This is a genomic window from Natronospira proteinivora (assembly GCF_024170465.1).
In the GTDB taxonomy this organism is placed as follows: Bacteria; Pseudomonadota; Gammaproteobacteria; order Natronospirales; family Natronospiraceae; genus Natronospira; species Natronospira proteinivora.
In genome coordinates this window covers 293,780-317,606 of sequence record NZ_JALJYF010000002.1, presented here as the reverse complement: position 1 = coordinate 317,606, position 23,827 = coordinate 293,780, and the positions used below count along the sequence as shown (strand labels likewise).

19 protein-coding genes are annotated in these 23,827 nt (G+C 60.0%); 10 read left to right on the top strand and 9 right to left on the bottom strand.

Features of this window, described 5'->3' with window-relative positions; translation table 11 throughout:
* Positions 1 to 20: 20 nt before the first annotated feature.
* Genes J2T60_RS08755 through J2T60_RS08735 form a run of 5 tightly spaced genes read left to right on the top strand, consistent with a single transcriptional unit; the run spans position 21 to position 4,943 of the window.
* Positions 21 to 1,928, top strand: a complete 1,908-nt coding sequence (locus tag J2T60_RS08755) for an ATP-binding cassette domain-containing protein (protein ID WP_253448523.1) — start codon at positions 21 to 23, stop codon at positions 1,926 to 1,928.
* A gap of 9 nt (positions 1,929 to 1,937) precedes the next feature.
* Entirely contained in the window at positions 1,938 to 2,834 is an 897-nt protein-coding gene (locus tag J2T60_RS08750; protein ID WP_253448520.1) for an alpha/beta hydrolase family protein, read from the top strand.
* Positions 2,835 to 3,503 carry a rhomboid family intramembrane serine protease gene (locus tag J2T60_RS08745; protein ID WP_253448518.1) on the top strand — a complete coding sequence of 223 codons (669 nt, stop codon included), beginning with the start codon at positions 2,835 to 2,837 and terminating at the stop codon, positions 3,501 to 3,503.
* A 5-nt stretch (positions 3,504 to 3,508) separates the two neighbouring features.
* Entirely contained in the window at positions 3,509 to 3,910 is a 402-nt protein-coding gene (locus J2T60_RS08740; protein WP_253448515.1) for an NfeD family protein, read from the top strand.
* A complete protein-coding gene (locus J2T60_RS08735; protein WP_253448512.1) occupies positions 3,891 to 4,943 on the top strand; it encodes a synaptic vesicle VAT-1 family membrane protein in 1,053 nt (350 codons plus the stop codon). The genes J2T60_RS08740 and J2T60_RS08735 overlap by 20 nt, the downstream gene beginning before the upstream one ends.
* A 599-nt stretch (positions 4,944 to 5,542) precedes the next feature.
* Here J2T60_RS08735 and J2T60_RS08730 read toward each other — a convergent pair.
* Positions 5,543 to 7,681 (bottom strand): S9 family peptidase, encoded by a 2,139-nt coding sequence (locus J2T60_RS08730; RefSeq protein ID WP_253448509.1) that lies wholly within the window; start codon positions 7,679 to 7,681, stop codon positions 5,543 to 5,545.
* Between the two features lie 102 nt (positions 7,682 to 7,783).
* On the opposite strand from J2T60_RS08730, the gene J2T60_RS08725 reads away from it, so the two are divergent.
* Positions 7,784 to 9,379 (top strand): amidohydrolase family protein, encoded by a 1,596-nt coding sequence (locus J2T60_RS08725; RefSeq protein ID WP_253448506.1) that lies wholly within the window; start codon positions 7,784 to 7,786, stop codon positions 9,377 to 9,379.
* A 45-nt stretch (positions 9,380 to 9,424) separates the two neighbouring features.
* Here J2T60_RS08725 and J2T60_RS13410 read toward each other — a convergent pair whose 3' ends face one another.
* From J2T60_RS13410 to J2T60_RS08705, 4 genes are all read right to left on the bottom strand, one after another.
* Positions 9,425 to 11,071, bottom strand: coding sequence for a GGDEF domain-containing protein (locus J2T60_RS13410; RefSeq protein ID WP_253448503.1), 1,647 nt, complete (start codon positions 11,069 to 11,071; stop codon positions 9,425 to 9,427).
* 120 nt (positions 11,072 to 11,191) lie between these two features.
* Complete coding sequence (locus J2T60_RS08715) at positions 11,192 to 11,704, bottom strand: elongation factor P hydroxylase (RefSeq protein WP_253448500.1); 513 nt, start codon at positions 11,702 to 11,704, stop codon at positions 11,192 to 11,194.
* Positions 11,705 to 11,759: 55 nt separating this feature from the next.
* Positions 11,760 to 12,173 carry a hypothetical protein gene (locus J2T60_RS08710; RefSeq protein ID WP_253448497.1) on the bottom strand — a complete coding sequence of 138 codons (414 nt, stop codon included), beginning with the start codon at positions 12,171 to 12,173 and terminating at the stop codon, positions 11,760 to 11,762.
* Positions 12,174 to 12,255: 82 nt separating this feature from the next.
* On the bottom strand, positions 12,256 to 14,592 hold the full coding sequence (locus J2T60_RS08705) for a Tex family protein (protein ID WP_445376056.1): 2,337 nt from the start codon (positions 14,590 to 14,592) through the stop codon (positions 12,256 to 12,258).
* A gap of 189 nt (positions 14,593 to 14,781) precedes the next feature.
* On the opposite strand from J2T60_RS08705, the gene J2T60_RS08700 reads away from it, so the two are divergent.
* The gene (locus J2T60_RS08700; RefSeq protein WP_253448490.1) at positions 14,782 to 16,584 is read left to right on the top strand and encodes a tetratricopeptide repeat-containing diguanylate cyclase; all 1,803 of its coding nucleotides are present in this window, start codon (positions 14,782 to 14,784) and stop codon (positions 16,582 to 16,584) included.
* 14 nt (positions 16,585 to 16,598) lie between these two features.
* On the opposite strand, the gene J2T60_RS08695 is transcribed toward J2T60_RS08700, so the two are convergent.
* The 4 genes from J2T60_RS08695 to J2T60_RS08680 all read right to left on the bottom strand — a co-directional run bounded on the left by J2T60_RS08695 (position 16,599) and on the right by J2T60_RS08680 (position 19,234).
* Positions 16,599 to 16,997, bottom strand: a complete 399-nt coding sequence (locus tag J2T60_RS08695; protein ID WP_253448487.1) for a thiol-disulfide oxidoreductase DCC family protein — start codon at positions 16,995 to 16,997, stop codon at positions 16,599 to 16,601.
* Positions 16,994 to 17,971, bottom strand: coding sequence for a bile acid:sodium symporter family protein (locus tag J2T60_RS08690; RefSeq protein WP_253448484.1), 978 nt, complete (start codon positions 17,969 to 17,971; stop codon positions 16,994 to 16,996). Before J2T60_RS08690 ends, J2T60_RS08695 begins: the two co-directional genes overlap by 4 nt.
* Before the next feature lie 29 nt (positions 17,972 to 18,000).
* Positions 18,001 to 18,405 carry a globin gene (locus tag J2T60_RS08685; RefSeq protein WP_253448481.1) on the bottom strand — a complete coding sequence of 135 codons (405 nt, stop codon included), beginning with the start codon at positions 18,403 to 18,405 and terminating at the stop codon, positions 18,001 to 18,003.
* 112 nt (positions 18,406 to 18,517) lie between these two features.
* Positions 18,518 to 19,234: an SDR family oxidoreductase gene (locus tag J2T60_RS08680; RefSeq protein ID WP_253448478.1), complete on the bottom strand. Its 717-nt coding sequence runs from the start codon at positions 19,232 to 19,234 to the stop codon at positions 18,518 to 18,520.
* A 154-nt stretch (positions 19,235 to 19,388) separates the two neighbouring features.
* Here J2T60_RS08680 and J2T60_RS08675 point away from each other — a divergent pair, with 154 nt between their 5' ends.
* The 3 genes from J2T60_RS08675 to J2T60_RS08665 all read left to right on the top strand — a co-directional run bounded on the left by J2T60_RS08675 (position 19,389) and on the right by J2T60_RS08665 (position 23,249).
* Positions 19,389 to 19,946, top strand: coding sequence for a hypothetical protein (locus tag J2T60_RS08675; RefSeq protein ID WP_253448476.1), 558 nt, complete (start codon positions 19,389 to 19,391; stop codon positions 19,944 to 19,946).
* 107 nt (positions 19,947 to 20,053) lie between these two features.
* Positions 20,054 to 20,731, top strand: coding sequence for a rhomboid family intramembrane serine protease (locus J2T60_RS08670; RefSeq protein WP_253448473.1), 678 nt, complete (start codon positions 20,054 to 20,056; stop codon positions 20,729 to 20,731).
* A 67-nt stretch (positions 20,732 to 20,798) separates the two neighbouring features.
* On the top strand, positions 20,799 to 23,249 hold the full coding sequence (locus J2T60_RS08665) for a S9 family peptidase (protein WP_253448470.1): 2,451 nt from the start codon (positions 20,799 to 20,801) through the stop codon (positions 23,247 to 23,249).
* Positions 23,250 to 23,827 lie beyond the last annotated feature (578 nt).

The window sequence follows — 23,827 nt, the reverse complement described above, 5'->3', positions numbered from 1 at the left end:
GCGCGGTAGAGTGCGCGGCCATGATTCAGCTATCCAACATCAGCCTCCGCCGTGGCCGGGACTTCCTGCTGGAAGAAACCGGCACCACCCTGTTCCCCGGCCACAAGGTCGGTCTGGTCGGTGCCAACGGCACCGGCAAGAGTACCCTGTTTGCCCTGTTCATGGGCGAGCTCAGTGTGGATGCCGGCGACGTCTCGCTCCCCTCGGACTGGGTGATTGCCCATATGGCCCAGGAGTTCACCGACCTGGACCGCCCGGCCATTGAATTCGTGCTGGATGGCGACCCGGCCTTTCGGGCGGCCGAAGCCGCCGTCGCCGAGGCCGAGGCTCAGGGTGAGGGGGAGGCCATCGCCCGGGCCCATGCCCAGTACGGCAATGCCGATGGCTATTCGGCCCGGGCCCGGGCCGGGGAATTGCTCAACGGCCTGGGTTTTGCCGCTGCCGCCCATGAGCGGCCGGTCTCGGCCTTCTCGGGGGGCTGGCGGGTGCGACTGGGCCTAGCCCAGGCCCTGATGTGCCCCTCCGACCTGCTGCTTTTGGATGAGCCCACCAACCACCTGGATCTGGAGGCCGTGCTCTGGCTGGAGGAATGGCTGCGCCGATACCAGGGCACCCTGCTGCTGGTCTCCCATGACCGGGAATTTCTCGATGGGGTGGTGGATGAAATCCTCCACATTGAGCATCAGCGTCTGAATCACTACAGCGGCAATTACAGTGAGTTCGAGCGCCAGCGCGCGGCGGATCTGGCCCGGCAGCAGGCTTTGTATGAAAAGCAGCAGCGCGAAATCGAACACATGCAGAAGTTCGTGGACCGCTTTCGCTACAAGGCCACCAAGGCCAAGGCCGCCCAAAGCCGCATCAAGGCCATGGAGCGGATGGAAAAGCTGGCCCCGGCGCATGTGGATTCCCCCTTTGATTTCCAGTTCCCGGAACCCCCGCGTGCCGGCAGCCCCCTGATCAAGCTGGAGGATGTGTCCCTGGGGTATGGCGAGACCACCATTCTTCGGGACATTGAACTGAGCATCGCCCCCGGCGACCGGATCGGTCTTCTGGGTCCCAACGGGGCGGGGAAGTCCACCCTGATTCAGGCCCTGTCCGGGGAGTTGGAGCCTTCGGCCGGCACCATCCACCGGGGTGCCAATCTGCGCATCGGCTACTTCGCCCAGCACCAGCTGGAACAGCTGGATCTGAAATCCAGCCCCCTGATGCATCTCCAGAGGCTGGCGCCCAAGGTCTCCGAACAGGCCCTGCGCAACTTCATCGGCGGCTTCGGTTTCCACGGCGATATGGCCACCGGGCCCGTGGCGCCCCTGTCCGGCGGCGAGAAGGCTCGCCTGGTGCTGGCCCTGCTGGTCTGGCAGGCCCCCAATCTGCTGCTGCTGGATGAGCCCACCAACCACCTGGATCTGGAAATGCGCCATGCCCTGACCATGGCCCTGCAGGGATTCGAGGGGGCGGTGATTACCGTCTCCCATGATCGCCACTTGCTCAACAGCACGGTGGAGGCCTATCAGCTGGTCTGTGACGGCACGGTGTCCGAGTTCGACGGGGATCTGAAGGACTATCGCAACTGGCTGGATCAACGCCGCCAGGCGGACAATGCCGAACGCCGCGCCCAGGCCCCGGCCAAGAGCAACCCTGGTGACCGCAAGGCGGCCCGGCGGGCGGCCGCCGAGCGCCGCCAGGCCTTGAAGCCCCTGCGGGACAAGGCCGGCCGCCTCATGAAGGCCTTGGAAGCCCGTAACGAGGAGCTGGCCAAGCTGGAAACCGCGCTGGCGGATCCAGATCTGTACGAGGACGAGAACAAGGATCGGATGACGGCCTTGCTCAAGCAGCAAGCCGAGTTGAAGCAAACCCTGGCTTCCCTGGAAAGCGACTGGATGGCGGCGGAAGAAGCGGTGGAAGCGGCCGAACGCGAGATTTCATGAGGCGATTGGATGAGAGTTGAAGCCGAATCCCATTTCCTTCCCATCGGGGACGCCTACGAAATCCACCTGCGCCGCTTCCCCGGCGAAGGCCCCATGCTCCTGCTCCTGCATGGTGCCATTGAGAACGGGCGGATCTTCTACAGCCGTTCCGGCCGGGGCCTGGCCCCCTGGTTGGCCGGGCAGGGCTTTGATGTCTGGGTGATGGATCTGGGCGGCCGGGGGGAGAGTCGGCCCCCCATTCACAGTGGTTTGCACTATAGCCAGACGGATTCCATCCGCCATGAAATCCCAGCAGCCATGGATTATCTGGCCAATCAGCGTCCCGGCGTGGCCCAGCACTGGCTGGCCCATTCCTGGGGCGGTGTCATGATGACCGCCACCCTGGCCCGCTACCCCGAGCGCATCCCCCGGGTGGCTTCGCTCTGTTTCTTCGGCAGCAAGCGCCGGGTCCGGGTCTGGAACTGGCAGCGGTTGCTTTATGTGGATCTGATCTGGTGTTGGTTGTCATCGTTGATCACCCGCCTGGTGGGTTACCTGCCGGCTCGGCGCCTGAAGTTCGGTTCCGATGATGAATCCCGTCTCAGTCATGCCCAGGGCAAGGCCTGGGTGCGACAGACCCGATGGGTGGATCCGGAGGACGGCTTTGATTATCACCGGGCCCTGTCGGAACTGACCTTGCCGCCGGCCCTGTACCTTGCCGGTGCCGCCGACCCGGCCCTGGGCCATCCGGAGGATGTGAAACGCTTGATGGCCGAGTCTGGCCAGGGGGAGCAGCATTTTCGTCTCCTGGCCCGCGCCCATGGTAATCAAAAGGATTACGGTCATATCGATATGTTGACCGCTCCCAGTGCTGCGGAGGATCATTTCCCCGAGGTGGCAGGCTGGCTTCAACGGCAAGGGGATTGAATGGATGATGTCTGGCGATTGAAACGCACAGCCTGGCTGATGGGCGGCTTTGTCGTCCTGCTTTGGCTGGTGCAACTGATCAATGTCTTGTCTCCCCTGGAGCTGCGAGGCTTCGGCCTGCGTCCCCGGGATGCCTTCGGTTTGACGGGGATTGTCTTCGCCCCCCTGCTGCATGGCTCCTGGAGTCATCTGTTCAGTAATACCCTGCCCCTGTTCATACTTGGCACCGCCATGCTGTTCGGGACTCCCAAGGCCGCCCGGCTGGCCTTGCCCTTCATCTGGCTGGCCTCCGGTGTGCTGGTCTGGATCTTCGCCCGGGACGCGGTCCATGTGGGGGCCAGCGGCCTGACCTATGGCATGCTCTTCTTTGTCTTTGTCATCGGTGTGTTGCGTCGTGACCGGCGATCCATTGCCCTGGCACTGCTGGTCTTCTTTCTCTACGGCGGCATGATCTGGGGGGTGCTGCCCCAGGGCCCCGGCGTGTCTTTCGAATCCCATCTCTTTGGTGCCCTGTGCGGTATCCTGGCCGCCATCTTCCTGCGCCATCACGACCCCCTTCCACCTCGCAAGCGTTATGCCTGGGAGTATGAAGAGGAGGAAGATGAAGCCTTTCCGGGTGAAGTGGATACCCGGTATCAGGATGATGGCATACGGGATGAACGCTTCTAGGGATCATGGCCACGCTACTGAAATATTGCCTCCTGCAAATCCCCGGCCTGCTTCTGTTCGGCCTCATTCTCTACATCCTGGTGGCCTGGGACTGGGTATCACTGCAATTGGCCGGCATCCTCCTCCTGGTGTGGCTGATCAAGGATGCCTTGTTGTATCCCGTCTACCGGCCAGCTCTGGAAGGGGGGCAATCCGCAGGGGCCCATGCGCTGGTGGGTTTGACCGGCAAGGTCCGAACCGAGTTGGACCCCCAGGGCCTGGTGGAGGTGGCCGGTGAACGCTGGCAGGCCCGCAAGGCGGGTGAACAAGCCATCCCGGCCGGCGCGCGGGTACGGGTGATTGCGGCCCATGGCATGGTGCTCACGGTACGCCCGGTGGAGTCAGACAATGCAGATTATTCGGATTGATCGGCCCGGGGGCCATGATCGACTGCGGGTGATGGAGGCCCCCGATCCGGTGCCGGCGGCGGATGAAGTGCTTATCGATGTGGCCGCCGTGGGCGTTAACTTTGCCGATTGCATTGCCCGCATGGGGCTTTACAAATCCGCCCGGGAAAAGGTGGGTTGGCCGCTAATCCCCGGCTTTGAAGTGGCCGGTACCGTGGCGGCGGTGGGCGAGTCGGTACAAGGCTTTCGCCGGGGTGATCGGGTCATGGCATTGACCCTGTTCAATGGCTATTCCACCCGGCTTGCCGTGCCCGCCGAGCAGGTCCAGGCCGTTCCCGCGCATTGGTCCCTAAGCGAAGCCGCCGGTTTCCCCACCGTCTTTCTCACCGCCTGGTATGCCCTGCATGTCCTGGGACGTATCCGGCCGGACCATCGCCTTCTGGTACATTCCGCCGCCGGGGGTGTGGGTCAGGCCCTGGTTCAGCTGGGTTTGCAGGCCGGGGCCGATGTGGTGGGTGTGGTGGGGGCCGAGCATAAACGCGAGGCTTTGTCTCCTTACGGCATCCCGGTCATCGACAAATCCAGCCAGGACTTGTGGGCCGAGGCCCGGGCCCATTCGCCCGAAGGCTATGACCTGATTTCGGATGCCAATGGTTATCGCACCTTAAAGCAGAGCTATGCCCATCTGGCCGCGGGTGGCCGCTTGATCGTCTACGGCTTTCACAGCATGTTCTCCTTCGATCGCCATGGCCGCGGCCGGCTTAACTGGCCGGCGCTCATCATGGCCTGGCTGCGCACACCCCGTTTCGATCCTCTGGCCATGACCAGCGATAACCGCAGTGTGCTGGCTTTCAATCTGAGCTTCATGGGGCATCGAAAGGGTGTGCTGCGTGACGGTTTTGATCAGTTACTGTCCGGCGTGAATGCTGGCACCCTCAAGCCTCTTCCGGTAACCACCTATCCCTTCGAGTCAGTCGCCCAGGCCCACCACGATCTGGAAAGCCGCCAGACCACCGGCAAGCTGGTGCTGACCACGTCGGAACAAAGCCAGTAAGGTTCAACCCAAAGAATCATCTACTGCGGTACTCCGAACGAAGCCAAAGCCAGCTCACACCCACCACTGTTTTAATTTGGGAGGATTGAGTCGTTGGTATTCCTTTTCAGGATCGTAAAAATCTTGGACGATTTTTACGAAGCCCCCAGGGATGGGTCCACGGCGGTCCTGAAAAGGAATACCAATGAATCAAGCCGTGAAATAAAAGCAGAAATCTATACCCTCAGCTGGCTGTGGTTCGAAAGGCCGGTGAGCTGTCTAACGGAACAGTGCTTTAATTTGCCCAATGGGAACATTGAAAAGTTTTTAGGATTGCTGCAAACCAGTACTTAGTCAGGTCCGGTCATCTCGGGGCGGGTTGAGTTTAGCCAGCCGATAAGAATGGGTTTCTTTCAGGGCTTCACGGCTTGATCACATGGTGGAATTGTCCAGGGACGCTGTAAATCCATCCCTGAGACGCTCTGGGCGCGACATCCCTGTCGCTTACAGCCCTGGACAATCCCACCATGTGCTCAATCCTCCAGGCCGAAAGTCTTGGAGTGTGTGAGCTGGCTTCGGCTTCGCTATACGGGCTGATATGAGTTGTTGTGGTCGCTCATTTAATTTGAGGGCTTGGCTGATAGTTTGCCCATGACTTTCAGGGCGAAGGCGAAGAGATCAGCTTCCTCCTTCAGTGCCTCAAAACGGGCCGCCGAACCCCCGTGGCCGGCCTCCATATTGGTCTTGAGCAGATAGGGCCCGCCCCGGGTCTCGGCCCGCAGCCGGGCAATCCACTTGGCCGGCTCCCAATAGGTCACCCGGAAATCCGCCAAACCGGCCGTGGCCATCACCGGCGGATAGACCGCATCGTCACGCAGATTCTCATAGGGCGAATAGGACTTGATGGTCTGGTAATCCGCCTCCGACTCAATGGGATTACCCCACTCCGGCCATTCCGGCGGGGTCAGGGGCAGGCTGGGATCGGAGATGGTGTTGAGTACATCCACGAAAGGCACCCCGCCAATGGCGCCGGCAAAGTATTCCGGATCCAGGTTGAGCGTGGCGCCCACCAGCAGGCCACCCGCTGAACGACCATCCAGCACGATACGGCCTGCTTGGGTGTAACGGTGTTCCACCAGGGCCCGGGCAGCGGTCAAGCAATCCTGGAAGCTGTTGGGCTTGTGCTGGAGCTTGCCGTCCCGATACCAGGGCTGGCCCTTCTCCGAGCCACCCCGGACCTTGGCCACGGCGTAAATGACGCCACGATCCACCAGCGACAGCTGGGTGAGGGAAAAGGCATCCGGAAGATTCATGCCGTAGCTGCCATAGCCATACAGCAGGACCGGGGCGCTGCCATCGACTGGTGTGGATTTCAGACGCAGGATGATGATGGGCACCATGGCCCCATCCGCTGTTTCGGCATCCAGGCGCTCCACCACATAGCGATCGGGATCATGGCCACTGGGCACGACTTGGGTCTTGCGCAGGCGGCGCTCACCGGTGGCCATGTGGTAGTCGAAGGTCTGGGCCGGTTGGGCCGGTGTGGAATAGACAAAGCGCGTCCATTGGGTATCGAATGCCAGGCCCGGGCGCAGGCCCAGATGATAGGCCTCGGCCTCCATGGGTACTTCCCGGTTTTCGCCTTGGTAGTTGTCAATGACCAGCCGCGGTTTGGCATCCACCCGTTCCAGGCGAACCCAGTGATTTTTGTAACAAACAAAATCACTGATATGGCGGCCGGGTTGATGGGCAACCACGTCTTCCCAGTTGTCCGGTGCCGGCCGGGTGATTGGTGTGCGCACAATCTTGAAATCAATGGCGCCTTCGATGTTGGTCAGGATGTAGAAATGCTCGCCCCGGTGTTCGACTTCGTAGAGCACATCGTCTTTTCGGGGTGCGATCAATTGAGGTTCGGCATCGGGTTGAGTGGCCGGGATGAAGCGGGTTTCACTGCTGTCGTGATTGCCCGAGCTGATCAGAATGTAGTCACCGCTCTGGGTTTCTGAGACCGAGACAAACTGACCATCATCCGGTTCATCAAAGACAATGCGATCATCCGCCGGGTCCTGGCCCAGGTAGTGCTGCTTGACCCGCTTGGGCCGTTGATTGTCATCCCGCTCCACATAGAAAAAGCTTTTGGAATCCGCCGCCCAGACCACGCCGCCATCGGTGCTTTCAATCACATCGGGCAGGTCCTGGCCGGTTTCGGTATCCCGTACCCGCAGGGTGTAATACTCCGATCCGGTGGTATCCACGCCATAGGCGATCAGGCGGTGGTCCCGGCTGTGATCCACCGAAGCGATGGAAAAGAAGGGCTGGCCCCGGCCCTCGGCGTCCCCGTCGAAGAGGATGGTCTCTTCTTCCTTGCCCCGGGAGCGGCGGGCAAAGAGGGGATAGTCTCCGCCTTCCCGGAATCGCAGGTAGTACTCGTAGGGGCCATCCGCTTCGGGGACTGAGGCGTCGTCCTCCTTGATCCGGCCCCGCATTTCCTGGAACAGAGCTTCCCGTAGATCAGCGGCATCCGCCATCATGGCATCGTGATAGCGATTTTCCGCCGCCAGCTGTTCCCGGATGGGGGTCTTGAGCAGGCTCGGGTCTCGCAGCAAAGCCTGCCAATTGTCATCCCGCAGCCAGTGATAGGGGTCCTGTCGGCTTTCCCCGTGCTGCTCGATGGTCTTGTCCTGGCGCGGCACTGGCGGGGCTTGGATATCGGCCTGCTGGGCGAAGTGGCGGGCGGCGGGATGCTTGGACTTTTCCATGGCAGAGTCTTCACGGTCGTTGCGGGTTTCAGAGGGGCGGAAGATATCACAGGGCCGGCCTGCTAGGATAAGGCCGTTTCTTATTTCGGAGGGTCGTCCGCCATGCCTGTGATTCGTCTCGTGTGCTTCTTGCTGATTATCGCCCTGAGCAGTACGTCGGCCCTGGCCGCCATCGAACCCGCCTCGGAGCGCAGTGAAGGCGAGGGTCCTTATGATCGACTGATCCTGCGGGGCGCGACCCTGATCAACAGCACCGGCGCACCCCCCAAGGGCCCGGTGGATATCGTCATCCGGGACAATCGGATTGAGGACATCCATGTGGTGGGCTATCCCGGTGTCGAAATCGACCCGGAGGGCCGACCCGAGGCTGGCGAGGATGATCGGGTGCTGGATCTGGAAGGCATGTATGTCCTGCCGGGCTTTGTGGACATGCATGCCCATATCGGCGGTGCCGCCCAGGGTACGCCGGCGGATTATGTGTTCAAGCTCTGGATGGGCCACGGCATCACCACCATCCGGGACCCGGGCAGTTTCAACGGTCTGGACTGGGTGCTGGAACACAAGGAAAAGAGCGGGGCCAATGAAATCACCGCCCCCCGGATTCAGGCCTATGCGGGCTTTGGCATGGACCATGACGGGCCCATCACCACCGAGCGCCAGGCTCGCCGCTGGGTTCGCGGCATGGATCGTCGGGGCGCGGATGGTTTCAAGTTCTTCGGCGCACCGCCCAAGGTTTTAAGAGCTGCCATCGAGGAGGCCAATGACCGCGGCCTGGGTACGGCCCAGCATCATGCCCAGCTGGAAGTGGGGCGGGCCAATGTGCTGGATACCGCCCGCTGGGGTCTGGACACCATGGAACACTGGTATGGCTTGCCCGAGGCCCTGTTCGAGGATCGCACCCTGCAGGATTATCGCCGGGACTATAACTACCAGAATGAATACCACCGCTTCTCCGAAGCCGGCAAGCTCTGGAAGCAGGCCGCCGAACCCGGCAGTGAGCACTGGCAGGCGGTGCGTGATGAGTTGATTGAATTGGGGCTAACGCTTAACCCCACCCTGACCATCTACGAGGCCAACCGGGATTTCATGGCCCAGCGCCGGGCCGAATGGCATGAGTATTACACCCTGCCGGCCTTATGGGATTTCTTCGAGCCCGACCGCCGGGCCCATGGCTCCTACTGGTTCGACTGGTCCACCCAGGACGAAATCAACTGGAAGGAAAACTATCGCCTCTGGATGCAGTTTCTGAATGACTACAAGAACCACGGTGGCCGGGTGACCGTGGGGTCGGATTCCGGCTATATCTACAAGCTCTATGGCTTCGGCTATATCCAGGAACTGGAATTATTGCAGGAAGCCGGCTTTCATCCCCTGGAAGTAATTCGTGCCGCCACCCTGCATGGGGCCGAGGCCTTGGGCATGGATGATGAGATTGGTTCGGTGGAGCCCGGCAAGCTGGCGGATCTGGTGGTGGTGGAGGAAAATCCCCTGGAGAACTTCAAGGTCCTGTTCGGCACCGGCGCTATTCGGGTGGATGAGCAGAACCAGCTCAAGCGCGTCGGTGGTGTGCGCTACACCATCAAGGACGGCATCATTTTCGATGCCGAGCAATTACGCGCCGATGTGCGTGACATGGTTGAGGCTGCCAAGGAAGAGGCGGGCGTGGAGCGTTTGAAACAGCCGGCGTCCGAGTATTGAAAATGGGCAGGTTCGATTTGCTGGTGTCCGGGCAAGACCCGGACATCAGGCGGGCCTGGGTGAAGCGGATACCTGGTTTCTGCCATTGCTCTTGGCCACGTAAAGGGCCTCATCCGCCCGATGGAAAAGATTGTGCAATGTATCGTCGGCTTGATAATCAACAACGCCGAAGCTGGCGGTGCAAGCGCATTGATCGCCGATATCCTCGCGCAGGGATTCAGCCAGCTGAGTGGCATCCTTGAGTTCGGTGTCTCTGCAGATGATGACGAACTCTTCGCCACCCCAGCGACCAACCGTGTCCACGCGCCGTGCTCGCTTGGTGAGGGTTTTGGCTACCTTCTGTAGCACCTCGTCACCGGCCAGGTGGCCATGGTGATCATTGATGCGCTTGAAGTGATCCAGGTCCATCAAGATCACGGATAGGGGGTGACCATAGCGCTCACTGCGCTGGATTTCCACGGCGAGCTCGGATTCGATACTGGCCCGGTTGGCCAGGCCGGTCAAAGAATCGGTTCTTGCCTGTTGTCCCAGACCCTGGATTCGGGAATGGGCCGAACTGAGCATGCTATTGAAGTGAGACGTCAATAATTGGAGCTCACTGACATACCGGCCCAGCCCTTTCAGTCTCACCGGACGCCATGCCTCGATATCAGCGGCGGCCTGGGCCAGGGGGTTGGCCAGTGCTTTTCTGGCGATCAAAAACACGACACAGCTCAGTAGCAGAATGATGCCGAATGCCAGACTTGCGGCGTAGGTCATGCCTTGTCGGGTTTGCTGGACTGCATCAATCTGTACTTCTACTGCCGCCATGACACTGATGTCCCAGGTTTCCTCCGTGGGGATATCCATCAGATGGATATAGTGACGAGCGCTTCCGCTTTCACTGTCCAAAATCCGAACAGGCTCATCCCTTTCCTTGGCGGCCCGCAGGTGTTCGATCTTCGTTTGCTGAGCTTGGTAGTGTTCTTCCAAAAGCGCGGCTTTGTCATCCCCTTCACTGCGGTCCGGTGTGAGTGAGAGTAGCCAGTCATCCCACATCAGAAAGTGAAGGTTTGCCTGGAATATCTGTCTATCGGACAATCGCTGTTGAACATTTTGAAAAAAATGATCGAGCATGGGTGAGACAAAACCCAGCTCCAGGGTGTAGCCGCTATCACCCAGTGGTGAATAGCTGTAAATACGAAACTCCCGAGAAACCATTTCCAGGACCGGGGCACTCACAACGATGTCATTTTCCTGATGTGCCCGTTCAATCATGTACCGCCCATCGAATAATCCCGGATGACTGAAATCCAGGTCCTGATCCGGCGGATAGGTGGTTTCGATCACTTGAAGTTCGGGGTTTATAAGATAGATATCAGTGGGGACACCCGACAGATCCTCGGCCATCCGCTGAAGTGCCTCTATATCCGGTGGACCGGAGACCGCTTCAGCATGTGTCAGAACCGCTTGGTGTACTTTCAGAAAAGCTTGGCGGCGGGATTCCAGAACAGGCTCAATGACGCCGTAGGTGGCTTGCAGTTCCGCCTGAATGCTTTCAAACAGCGCGGATTCCACATGGGCCTGCATGCGTTCGCTTTGCCAGTGCACTTGCAAGGAAAAAACAGCGAGGACCAGTGCCAGTACCACCGAGAATGAGAGCAGCACCATCACAAGCAAGGTGGATATGGGTCTGGGTCTAATCGTTTTCACGCATTTTCCACCTCATGAGCACAAAGCCCTTATCAATGACCCCAGCTCTTTCTTGATACAGGGCATGACTGGATCATGGCTCGCCTGTGAGGGCTTGTAAACCTGGGATTTGTTTATGGTTTATCGATCCCAAGCGCCGGGGTGGCGTTGGTAATAGACGGACAGGACACTGATAAATGTCTGGGCCCGGGGCGGAAAGCCTTTCTCCTCCAGTGTACGTAAAGTCGCTTCCACCTTTGCTTGAAAGCGTCGGCTTTGCTCGATGGGGCCGTCCAGGTTGTCCAGGCTGATGCGGAAGGTTTTTTGGCAGGCCCGGCTGAAGGCCCACTCGATGGCCTGGGGACGGGCTTCCACCGCCTCGAAGCGGGCCTGTTGTTGGGCATCCCGGCCATCGGGTTCATACCAATAGCCGTAATCCACCTGCTGGCGCCGCTGCCTGCCGGCAATGCACCAATGGGCGATCTCATGCAGACCGCTGGCGAAGTAGTCCAGGCGGAAGATAATTCGATGGCGCAGATGATTCTGGTCGGCAGGGAGGTATAAAGGCTCTTCGCCACCCCCCACCAGTATGGTGTTGTGGCTGGCTTCGAAGGTCTGATTGAAAAGCTGAATGAGGTCGCTGGCGTAATGCATGATGGCTTGAAAGGAATGGTCGGGCCCCGGACAGTTGCCGGGGCCCGGACCCAAATCAGGGCATCTGGAGGCCGCCGCCACCGCCGCCGGGCATGCCGCCCTGGCCACCGCCCATGCCACCCATGCCGCCGGCATCGCCCGGGGTCATGATCTTGGAGGCCTGCTCACGGCGCATTTCCTCGGCCTTTTTCATCATCTCTTCCAGCGCCTGGTGGGCACCGCTGTCGAATTGGGCAATGGCCGAGGCCAGGTTGTCCGCCTCGATTTCAAAGTTAATCGGCAAGGCGCCGGCTTCGGTCATCACCTGGGTGCTGCCCAAGTAACGCACACTGCGGCTGTCGTCGTCGCTACCGTCGGATTTGACCGGAACCAGACAGCGGATGCTGCCCACCCGGGCATCGGTGTAGTTTTCTTCCCGATAGAGATTGTCCGCGTCCATTTCCATGCGCGGCATGTCCTGCTCACTCATTGTTGACTCCGTAAGCGATTGGAATTTGCCGCCCATTGTAACCTAATCCCCCGGCGGCTTTCGCCCACCGGGGGACGAGATACTATTTCCCGAGCTTTTCCTTCAGGGCCATGGCCAGGGCGCCTTCCGGTTCCTTCTGGCGGGCGGGTTTTCCGCCACCGCCCTTGCCTTTGCCCTTGGCGGTTTTGTCCGGCTTGGCGTGCTTGGGAGCCCCGCCGGGCTTGCCGGCTTCGGCGGCGGCATCGGAGCGCATGCTGAGGCCGATGCGCTTGCGGTCCACGTCCACTTCCATCACCCGCACGCTGACAATATCACCGGGTTTGACCACGTCCCGGGGATCCTTGACGAATTTGTCCGCCAGTTGGGAGATGTGGACCAGGCCGTCCTGGTGGACACCCACATCCACGAAGGCGCCGAAGTTGGTCACATTGGTGACCACCCCTTCCAGCTTCATGCCGGCTTCCAGGTCACTGATCTTTTCCACCCCTTCCCGGTACTGGACCGTACGGAATTCCGGGCGGGGATCCCGGCCCGGCTTTTCCAGCTCTTTGAGGATGTCTTCCACCGTGGGTACGCCGAAGCGCTCATCGGTGAAATCCTGGGGGTCGAGCTTTTTCAGCTGTTTCTCGTCACCGATGAGCTGGGACAGCTCCCGGCCGGTCTTGTCGCGGATTTTCTCCACCACCGGATAGGCTTCCGGGTGGACCGAGGAGGCATCCAGGGGATGGTCGCCGCGGATGCGCAAGAAGCCGGCGGCCTGTTCAAAGGCCTTGTCGCCAAAACGGTAGATCTTTTTCAGTTGCTTGCGGCTGCTGAAGGGGCCGTTTTCATCCCGGTGACGGACCAGATTCTCGGCCAGCGCCTGGCTCAGTCCGGAGACCCGGGAGAGCAGGGCGGCGGAGGCGGTGTTGGCATCCACGCCCACCGCGTTCACACAATCCTCCACCACCGCTTCCAGGCTGCGGCCCAGTTTCACCTGGCTCACATCATGCTGGTACTGGCCCACACCGATGGACTTGGGTTCGATCTTGACCAGTTCCGCCAGTGGGTCCTGGACCCGGCGGGCGATGGAGACCGCGCCCCGCAGGGACACATCCAGATTCGGAAATTCCTTGGCTGCCGCCTCGGAGGCTGAATACACCGAGGCCCCGGCTTCCGAGACCACCAGGTACTCCACGCCCCGCAGGCCCTTTTCCTGGGTCAGTTCCTTGATCAGCTTTTCCGTTTCCCGGGAGGCGGTGCCGTTACCGATGGCGATCAGGTTCACCCCATGGCGCTCCACCAGGGTGCGCAGGGCGGCCAGGGACTGCTGCCACTGTTTCTGGGGGGCGTGGGGATAGATGGTGGCGGTTTCCACCAGCTTGCCGGTGGTGTCCACCACCGCCACCTTGGAGCCGGTGCGCAGGCCCGGGTCGAGACCCAGGACGGTTTTCTCACCGGCCGGGGCGGCCAGCAGCAGATCCCGCATATTGCCGGCGAAGACCTGAATGGCCTCTTCCTCGGCCTGCTCCCGAATCCAGCTGGTCAACTCGGTTTCCAGGCGGACCAGGATCTTGATGCGGCCGGTGAAGCGCACCGCATCGGCCAGAAAGTCATCCGCCGCCCGGTTTTGGTGAGACCAGCCCAAATGTCGCGCCACCATGGCCTCGATCTGGGCCGGCTCGGCATTCTCCAGTTGATCGGGGGCGACGATGTCGAGCCGCAATATGCCTTCATTGCGACCCCGTAGCAGGGCCAGGAAGCGGTGGGACGGGATCTTGGCCAGGGGTTCGGCGTGTTCGAAGTAATCCCGGAACTTGCTGCCTTCCTGCCGTTTTTCCTCCACCACCCGGGATTCAATCCAGGCACCTTTCTGCATCCATTCCCGAATTCGGCCCACCAGCTCGGCGTCCTCGGCCCAGCGCTCGGAGAGAATGGCGCGGGCCCCTTCCAGCACCTTGGCGGTGTCGCCGTAGCCGCTGTCGGCGTCTACGTAATCGGCGGCCAGGGCTTCAGGGTTCTGGCTCGGGTCCTCGAATAACTGATCGGCCAGCGGTTCCAGGCCGGCCTCGATGGCCATTTGCCCCTTGGTGCGGCGTTTTTTCTTGTAGGGCAGGTATAGATCTTCCAGCCGGGTTTTGTTTTCCGCGGCCTTGATGGCCTTTTCCAGCTCCGGGGTCAGCTTTTCCTGCTCGGCAATGGATTCCAGGATGGTGGCCCGGCGCTCTTCCAGTTCCCGCAGATAGCCCAGTCGTTGCTCCAGCTCCCGCAGCTGGGTGTCGTCCAGACTGCCGGTGACCTCCTTCCGGTAGCGGGCGATGAAGGGCACGGTGGCCCCGTCATCCAGCAGCTTGACGGTGGCGTTGACCTGGGCGGGGCGCACCCCCAGTTCCTCGGCGATGCGGTGGGTGATGTTTTCCTGGCTGGCTGCTTTATCCATCATGACTCTTTGGTTGCAATGCTGAATGGAAATCGGATGGCTAGGCCCTCCGGGGTGGAGGCATTACACCGACTGGGGACTGGATGTGCAAGATTGAAAATCCACGGTTCTTGTGTTTTGCGAGATATCTGAATAGAAAACCCTTAAGATGACCAGATGATTTCTTCCCGGGGAGCGGAGCTGTTGCCAATGAATGCCAGCGTTTTACCGATGACCTTGCTGTGGCTGTGCCTGCTCCTTGTTCTCCCCTATCAGTCTCATGCCTCCCAGGTGGCGGAGCCGGTCTCGGCCCTGCTGACGGATGCCGGCGAAGAAAGTGATTCGAATGCGGCCTTGCCTTTGCTGGAAGAAGCTCTGGCACTGGCCCGTTCCCTGGAAAATCCTGCTGGCGAGGCTCAGGCCCTGCTGCAGATTGCCAACATCCAGCGGGATCAGGGACGCCGGGAAGCTGCCCTGATGACCTTGTCTGCTGTGAAGGCGCTTGCGCTGAGAAGCGGTGATGAACGTTTGCATGCCGAGGCCGAACATGTGCGTGCCACTGTCTATCTGGACGCAGGTGACTTCGAGGAAGCCTTGCGACTGAATCAGGCCGTGCTTCGCCTGGCAGAGGGTATTGAGGATCAGGTGTTGCTGGCTGCTGCCAACAATACCGCTGGGAACCTGCATTTCAGCCTGGGTGATTCGGAGCAAGCCAGGCGATATTACTATCGAGCCCTGGAAGGATATGAAGCACTGGAGGACCAGGGTCGCTACGGCATCATGCTGGGTAATATCGGCAATACCTTTAATGACGATGGCGATTACGAATCGGCCCTGCCGTATCACCAACGATCCCTGGCCTTGATGCAGGAGCTGGACCGCCCAACCTCCGCCGCGTATCAACAAGTCAACATCTGCAATACCTTGATCAGTATGGAATCTCTGGAACGGGCGGTGGAGTATTGCAGGCAGGGTATCGAAACCCTGGAAGGCTCCGGGCATTTTCGGGCCTTGCACTATGCCTACAATCGCTTGGCGGATTTGTACCTGAAACTGGACCAGCCGGAGCAGGTAGAAGCGCTCTATATTGCTGCACTGGAACTGTCCAGAGAATTGGAAGCACGCCCGCAGCTGGTGGACAGTCATCGTGCGCTGTCAGAGTTCTACGAATCCGTTGGCGACTATGCCAGAGCGCTGGTACATGCCCGTGACCATTTTTCAGTCCACAGTGAGTTGATGGATGCCCAGCGCCAGGAAGCCATTCTGGAAGCGGAAGAGGCTTTCCAGGCGGAGCAGCGGCAACAAAGAATTGAACACTTGGAACTGGATGCAGAGCTTCGGGAAATGACCCTCAGGAATCGTCAGATCCTCAGTATCGTGGGTTTTGCGCTGTTCCTGCTGGCTTCTCTGGTCGCGGTACTGGCCTGGCGAGCCTATCGGATTCGTCGGGTCAGTGGCGAGCGGATCGAGAAAAAGAACCAGGAGCTGTCCCGGGCTCTGGATATGATTCAGCAGTTGGCGCGTCAGGACCCGCTTACCGGCTTGGCCAATCGCCGTCATATTCTGGAGGTGGTCAAAGCAGAGCAATCCAGGGGCAAGCGGAGCGAAAAGCCCATCACTCTGGCGCTCTATGATATTGATCACTTCAAGCTGCTTAATGATACCCATGGCCACCATGTGGGCGATCAGGTGTTGGTAGCCTTGTCCAAACGGGTGCAATCCCAGCTTCGTGCCAGTGATTGCCTATGCCGCTGGGGCGGCGAGGAATTTCTGCTGCTGATGCCGGAAACGGATCTGGAACAGGCGGGGGTGGTGACTGAGAAAATTCGCGAGATTGTGGAGGCCGAGCCTTTCGATACAGACGCAGGTCCGCTGTCAGTGCGCATCACCATCGGCGTGGCCCAACTGTCTGGCAGTGATCTGACCGAGGCCGTACGTCACGCTGACCATGCCATGTATGAGGGCAAGGCCAAGGGCCGTAACCGTGTTGTCATGAAAGGACAGGGAGGCTAGGACACTCGGCCGATTCAATCCAGGTCGCATTCTCGCATGCGGCGGGGAAAGCGCCGATCCGCCCAGCGCCGATACAGGCCGGAGAGGATGGGCCGTAGCCCGGGCAGGGCGGCAAGTCGGGCCAGCCAGCGCCAGCGGGGCAGGGCGGCCCAGAGGGCGATGAAGCCATCCCATCCCACCCGCCAGCGCCCGTCGCCATCCAGCATGTGGAAGTAGCGCATGGCATCCACCCAGGGGATGCCCGTGCCGGCCAAGGCCGTGGGTTCGGCGTGGATGTCGATCCAGTCCAGCGCGTCCGCGCCCCGGCTGCGTTGATAAAAATCGATTTCCCGCCGACAACGGGGACAGCCACCGTCGTATAAGACCACAGGCCGGCGCGGTGTCACGGTGTTTGCTGCGTCTTGCTCGCTCATCGAATCAGTCTCGGTATCCAGTGGGTCAGCAGGATCAACAAGCCCAATTCCAGCATGGCCTGGAGCAGGATAACAGCCGTGGCCAGATCGGACTTCACCGGCAGGGCCAGGGCAAAGGGTAGCACCACGAAGGAATTGCGGGAGCCGGCATTAAAGCAAAGGGTTCGACGGGCGGGAACCGCCAGCTGGAACACATGACCGATGCCCAGGGCGATGAGCAGCGCCACCAGAGTCCAGCCCAGAAAGATCGAGATCAGAGGTTGCAGTTGTCCCAGTTCCGAATGCAAGAGGTCGGATAGCTCCACCGCCGTGACCAGAAAGATTACCGCCATGAGCAGGAACAGTGGCGCATGCCGCAGGCCATGGATTAGCGGGTCCAGGGCCTTGATGCGGCGATTGAGTCGCTGGGCTGCCAGAGCAAGGGACAGCGGGACCAGAAACAGGCCGACGAAGACGGCCAGGAAACGTTCCAGGCCGAATGCCTCCAGTGTGCCGGGCCCCAGAAAGAGGGTTATCCAGAAGGGAATGGTCAGCACTTGCCCCGCCAGGAGCAAGGGAATGGCGGCCGTGGCCCGTTCCGGATTGCCCCGGCCCAAGAGATTGAAGCTCAGAAACCAGTCCGTACAGGGGGCCAGCAGCACCAGGATGACCGCGAATTGGATGACTGGGTCCGCCGGCAGCCAAAAGAGCGTCAGGCCGGTGAGCAACGGCAGGATGCCGAAGTTCATCAGGGCCACCGCGCTCAGGAAGCGTCGATCCACCAGGGCTCGCTGCCAACCCCTCAGATCCAGGTTCAAAAATACCGTGAACAGCAGTGCGCCCAGCAGGGGCCAGATGGCCACCTGCCAGCCGGCCACCAGTGCGGTCTGCCAATGACCGGTGGCCAGGCCGGCCAGAGCAGCCAGCAGCAGGGGAATGAGTTGCCAGCGTTCCAGGTTGCGCCAGCTAAGCCATGATGTGCTGCTTTTTCTCATGGTGGTTAGTGTACCCCCATGAGTGGCCTTCAGTACTGGCTGATGATCATCTCAATGGCCGGTTTCAACGCTTCTTCCCAGCGCCGGCCCAGTTTCGGGGTATAGCGGGGGTCGCTCTCGGCCACGGTTTCCACCAGGCTTCGGATCCAGTAGGGGTAGAGTGACGGTTCCACCGGCGTGTGACCCTCGCGGCTGTGGACTTTTGCGATATCCGCAATCTGGCGGCGGGCGGCCATTGGGGTGCCGGCATAGGTGATGGCCATGCTGATGCCCCGGCGGATCAGCTTGTTCTGCAGCTGCCAATCGGTATGGGTGAACATGGGCGGAATTTTCTCATGGCTGGAAAGCAGGCGACGGTAGAAGTCCTCAACGAAATTCGGGTTTTCGCGCAGACAGCGTCCGAAGCTTTGTTGAATGTCGCCATACTGATCCATGATGCTTCCTCACAAAATTCGACCGGGCCGTAGGATAACAGCACAAGCTAATATATGTATGACCTAGATCAAGTCACCATTCAGCGGGAATCAATTGTGAGCTTGACCCCATCTACCAATCGATCTTTGCCCGGTCCCGCCAGAAAGCGCCGGATTCGGTGACCTCGGGGTCGGTGGCCAGCCAGATGATGGTATCGATGCCTTCTTCGATGGAGCGGCTGGCCTGCTCGCCGCCCAGATCCGTGCGCACCCAGCCCGGACAGACCGAGTTGACCAGGATGCTCCGTTCCTCCAATTCCTTGGCGAAGACCCGGGTGAGACTGTTCAGCGCAGTCTTGGATAGGCGGTAGCCCAGCCAGCCGCCGTCCATCTCGCTCAGCTGTCCCATCCCGGAGGACACATTCACGATTCGCCCTCCCTCGGGCATCATCAGGGCCAGGGCCTGGATCATGCGCAGTGCACCCAGGGTATTGGTGTTGAGGGTTTCCATGACGGTCATGGGGGAGACGATCAGGGGGTTGGCGGAGCGCTCACCACCCGCCTGGCGGCTTTCGATGTTGATGCCGGCATTGTTGATCAGCACATCCACCCGGCCATAGTTTTCCCGGATGTAACGGCCCAGGTCCTTGACCTGTTCGGCCCGATTCACATCCACCACCCGAAGCTCCACTGACCGCTTCTCCTGCTGCAGTGTTTCCACCGCCTGCACGCCGGGCTCCGAATCCCGGGCGCAAAGAATGACATGGTAGCCCGCATCCGACAGGGCACGGCAGCTGGCCAGACCCAGGCCTCGGTTGGCGCCGGTGACAACTGCGATTTTCGCTTGCATGATGGTGTACTCCGATGCTTATCTGTTCCGGGGAATCAGGCCGGGATTATACAGGTCCCGCCACTCATTCTGAGCGTTGCGGGGATGGCCGATGGCATCTACACCGTTAAAGCCTTCAATACCCTTGGCGTTGCGGCTGGGGTTTACCCTTTGGATGATTTTCTGGGTGACGGTGATCCTGAACAATCAGGGGCCCCAGAACTTCTTCTGGCTCTGCAACCTGGCTCAGTTCATCCTGCTCTATGCCCTGTGGGCCGGCAATCGCCTGCTGATCTCAAGCCAGGCGGGTGTGGTGACCCTGGTGGGACTGGGCTGGAGCCTGGATTTTTTCCTGGGCCTGCTGCTGGGCGACAGTGTCACCGGTTTTACGGCCTATATGTTCAGTGATGACTTGTCGCTGCTGGCCCGCGCCACCTCTCTGTACCACGTCTTTCTGCCATTGGTGTTTGTCTGGTTGGTCCGCCGCAATGGCTATGATCGTCGCGGGCCGTGGCTGCAATCCCTGATCGGAGCCTTTGGGGTGATCGGGGCCTGGCTCTTCACCGAGCCGCATCGCAATGTGAACTGGATGTATCAGCCCTTCGGCATGGAACAGACCTGGATGCCGGATCCCCTCTGGGCAATGGTCTTGATAGTGGCCTATCCGGTGCTGCTTTATTGGCCCGGACATTGCTTGATCACCTGGCTGGCCCACCGTCGCCACAACGCTTGAGCTCCGTTTTTAAACCATTTTCCCATCCGGGGGATCGATTTCCTCCGGCGATGGTCACATGGGCAGCGCGGGAAGCCGGGATAAATGGCCGTAAAGGACCGTAAGTTGTGATACCGATTGCCGATAACAACCCCAGCCATCGAAAACCCATCGTAACCTGGGTGTTTTTGATCGGCTGTGTGCTGGTGTTCCTATGGCAGTTCAGTCTGGGCCAGCCCGGTTTTCAGCAAGCGGTTTATCAATTCGGCCTGATCCCCAAGGCCCTGTTCCAGGTGCCCTTCGGGCATCCGGATCTGGTGGTGGCGCCTCTGGCCACCATTGTCACCTCCATGTTTCTGCATGGGGGCTGGCTACATCTCATCGGTAATATGCTGTTTCTCTATGTCTTCGCCAACAATATTGAAGACAGCATGGGCCATGGCCGTTTTATCGTCTTCTATCTGCTCTGCGGTCTGGCCGCCGCCATGACCCAGGCATTGATGGCACCGGATTCCACCATCCCAATGGTGGGCGCCAGTGGGGCCATTTCCGGTGTGCTGGGTGCCTATCTCATGTTGCACCCCTTCGCCTGGATTAAATTGCTCATGCCCTATGTGGTGATCTTCTTCGTCTGGGTGCCGGCCTGGCTCATGTTGGGGGCCTGGTTCGGATTTCAGCTGCTCCAGTCCATGATTGCGCCTGCTGACCAGGCGGGCGTTGCCTTCGGGGCCCATGCCGGTGGTTTTGTGGCGGGCATGATTTTGGTCTTGTTCTTCAAGCGCCCCGGCGTGAAACTATTTCGTTAAAAAATTCCAGTGAACCACCGATCGTAATCGATCAGGTATTTTATCGTCTGAAGATAAAGGAAGGTCTATGTCTTGGAAACGAGGGTTATTTATTCGCAGTGGTGTGGCCGGTCTGTTCATGGTGGCCCTTTGTTGTGTGCCTTTATCGGTGCTGGCCCAGGGAGAGTCGGTGGCCAGTTATCAGAAGCCGCCTCAGGAAATCATCGACCTGGTGGACGCGCCACTGACACCCAGTCTGCGTCTCAGCCCCCAAGGGGATCAGTTGCTGTTAATGGAACGGCCCGCGTTGCGGACCATCCGGGACCTGGCCGAGCCCGAGCTTCGTTTGGCGGGGATTCGCTTCAATCCGGAAAACCATGGTCCCAGTCGGCCCAACTATTATCTGGATCTCAGTTTGAAATCCATCGATGAGGGCGTCAGCCGTTCCGTCAGCGGTCTGCCCGATCGCCCCCGTATTCGTGATGTCCGTTTCTCGCCGGATGGCCGCCAAGTGGCCTTCACCCAGGTGGCGCCGGACCGGGTTTCCCTCTGGCTTGTTGATGTCGAGTCGGCCGAGGCTCGGGAGGTGTCCGAGCTGGACGTGCATGCCTCCTATCCGGGAACGCCCTATGAGTGGGGCCCGGACAGTGAATATCTCTTGGTCCGCCGCGTTGCGCCGGACCAAGACACCGCCCTGGAAACGGACGGGGTTCCAGAAGGGCCCATCGTCCAGGAGAATCGGGGTCGTGCCGCACCGGCGCGAACCTATCAGGATTTGCTGGAAGATTCCCACGACGAGCGCCTGTTTGAACATTATTTTCAGGTCGAACTGGTTCGTCTGAGCCTTGAAGGCGAGCAAACGATTCTGGCTGACGGGATTATCTCCAGCTTCTCCCCTTCACCGGATGGTCGTTATCTGCTGGTGGAGACCTTGCAGCAACCCTGGTCCTATTCGGTGCCGTTCTTTCGCTTTGCCCGCACCATTGAGGTTCTTGACCACGATGGAGAGGCGGTTCATGAAGTGGTGGACCGGGACCTGGCCGATGATTTGCCCATTGCCTTTGATGCCACGGTGACCGGGCCTCGCAGCGTGAGCTGGCGCAGCGATGCCGATGCCACCTTGTTCTGGGCGGAAGCACAGGATGGCGGCGATCCCCGGGAAGAGGTGGAGGTGCGTGAACGGCTTTATCTGCTGGATGCGCCCTTCGACGGAGAGCCGGTGGCCCTGGCCGAGCTGGGTGACCGTTTCCGCGGTGTGACCTTCGGTGATGGCGGCACCGCCCTGGTTCTGGAGCGCTGGTACAACAACCGGGCCGAGACCATGTGGCAGGTGGCACCGGACCAGCCTGAGACCGAGCCCCGCAAGCTCTGGGAGCGTTCCTGGGAGGATCGTTACAATGATCCCGGGGAACCCATGACCCGCCGTGGCGAAACAGGACATCGCGTACTGGTTCTGGATGACGGTGCCTTGTTCATGTCCGGTGACGGGGCATCGGAGGAGGGGGATCGTCCCTTCCTGGACCGCTTTGAACTGGACAGCAAAGACAGCGAACGCTTGTGGCGTTCCGAATCCCCCTGGTATGAATCCGTTGTGGCCATGCTGGATGCCGAGACACCGGTGGTTCTGACCCGGCGTGAGCAGGTGGATACACCACCCAACTACTATTGGCGGGACCTGGCTACTGACAGCCTCGGCCAGATTACTGACTTTGAGCATCCCTTGCCCGAGCTCAAGGGGGTCAGCCGGGAACTGATCACCTATGAACGGGAAGATGGTCTGCCTCTGTCGGCACAGATGTATCTGCCGGCCGACTACGACCCGGAAGAGGATGGCCCGCTGCCTACCCTGGTCTGGGCCTATCCGCGGGAGTATCGCAGTGCCGATGCGGCCGGCCAGATTCAGGGTTCGCCCTATGAGTTCAATCGTCTTAGCTATTGGGGTCCTCATTTCGCCTTGACCCAGGGTTACGCTGTGCTGGATCGCGCTACCATGCCGGTGGTGGGCGAAGGGGATCAGGAACCCAACGACACCTTCATCGAGCAATTGGTGATGAATGGCGAGGCTGCGGTGCAGGCCGGTGTTGAGCAAGGTGTGACCGATCCGGACCGGGTGGCCATCGGTGGGCATTCCTACGGGGCCTTCATGACTGCCAATGTGCTGGCCCACTCGGACACCTTCCAGGCCGGCATTGCCCGCAGTGGTGCTTTCAATCGTACCTTGACGCCATTTGGCTTTCAGCGTGAACAGCGCACCATCTGGGATGACACGGATCTCTACATCGGCATGTCACCGTTCTTTGCGGCCGATACCCTGGACAATCCCATCCTGCTGATCCACGGGGCCGAGGACAATAACTCGGGGACCTATCCCATGCAGTCCGAGCGTTTCTTTGAGGCGCTGCGGGGTCTGGGTGGAACGGCCCGGCTGGTCATGTTGCCCGAGGAGTCCCACGGCTATCGTGCCCGGGAGTCGGTGCTTCACATGCTGCATGAGCAGCTGGAATGGATGGAGGAGTTTGTTCGCCAAGCGGATAACTAAGCCAGACCAATCCATTGCCAAAAAAAACGCCCCCGGTGTCATGAGCATCGGGGGCTTTTTTTATCCAGACGATCCACCTAGGCAACTCGAACGAAGCCAAAGCCAGTTCATCCCACCCTGCACTCGAGCCGTGAAGCCCTGAAAGCAGTCCACTCTTCTCCGGCCGGCAAAAGGTAAATCTCCTCGTAGGGTGTGACCTGATCACGTTAGGCCTTTGAACCATTGAAACGGTGGCCCGTGTTCGAACTGGGCACGTCGAGAATACCTTGCGTTAGCCGCATTCGATGCTGTTCGAGCTACAGCCAGCTGAGGGTGTTGGTCTCTGTTTAAGCTTCACGGCTCGACCACATGGTGGGATTGGCCAGGGACGCTGTGAATCCGTCCCTGAGACGCTCTGGGCGCGACATCCTTGTCGCGCACAGCCCTGGCCAATCCCACCATGTGCTCGATCCTCCAGATTGAAAATTGTGGGGAATATGAGCTGGCTTGGGCTTCGTTCGAGTTGCCGAGGTAGAGAGTCCCCGATGGCGTGGATACCGTTGCTATTCTCGGGTATCAATCCAGCATTCTTTGTGGAT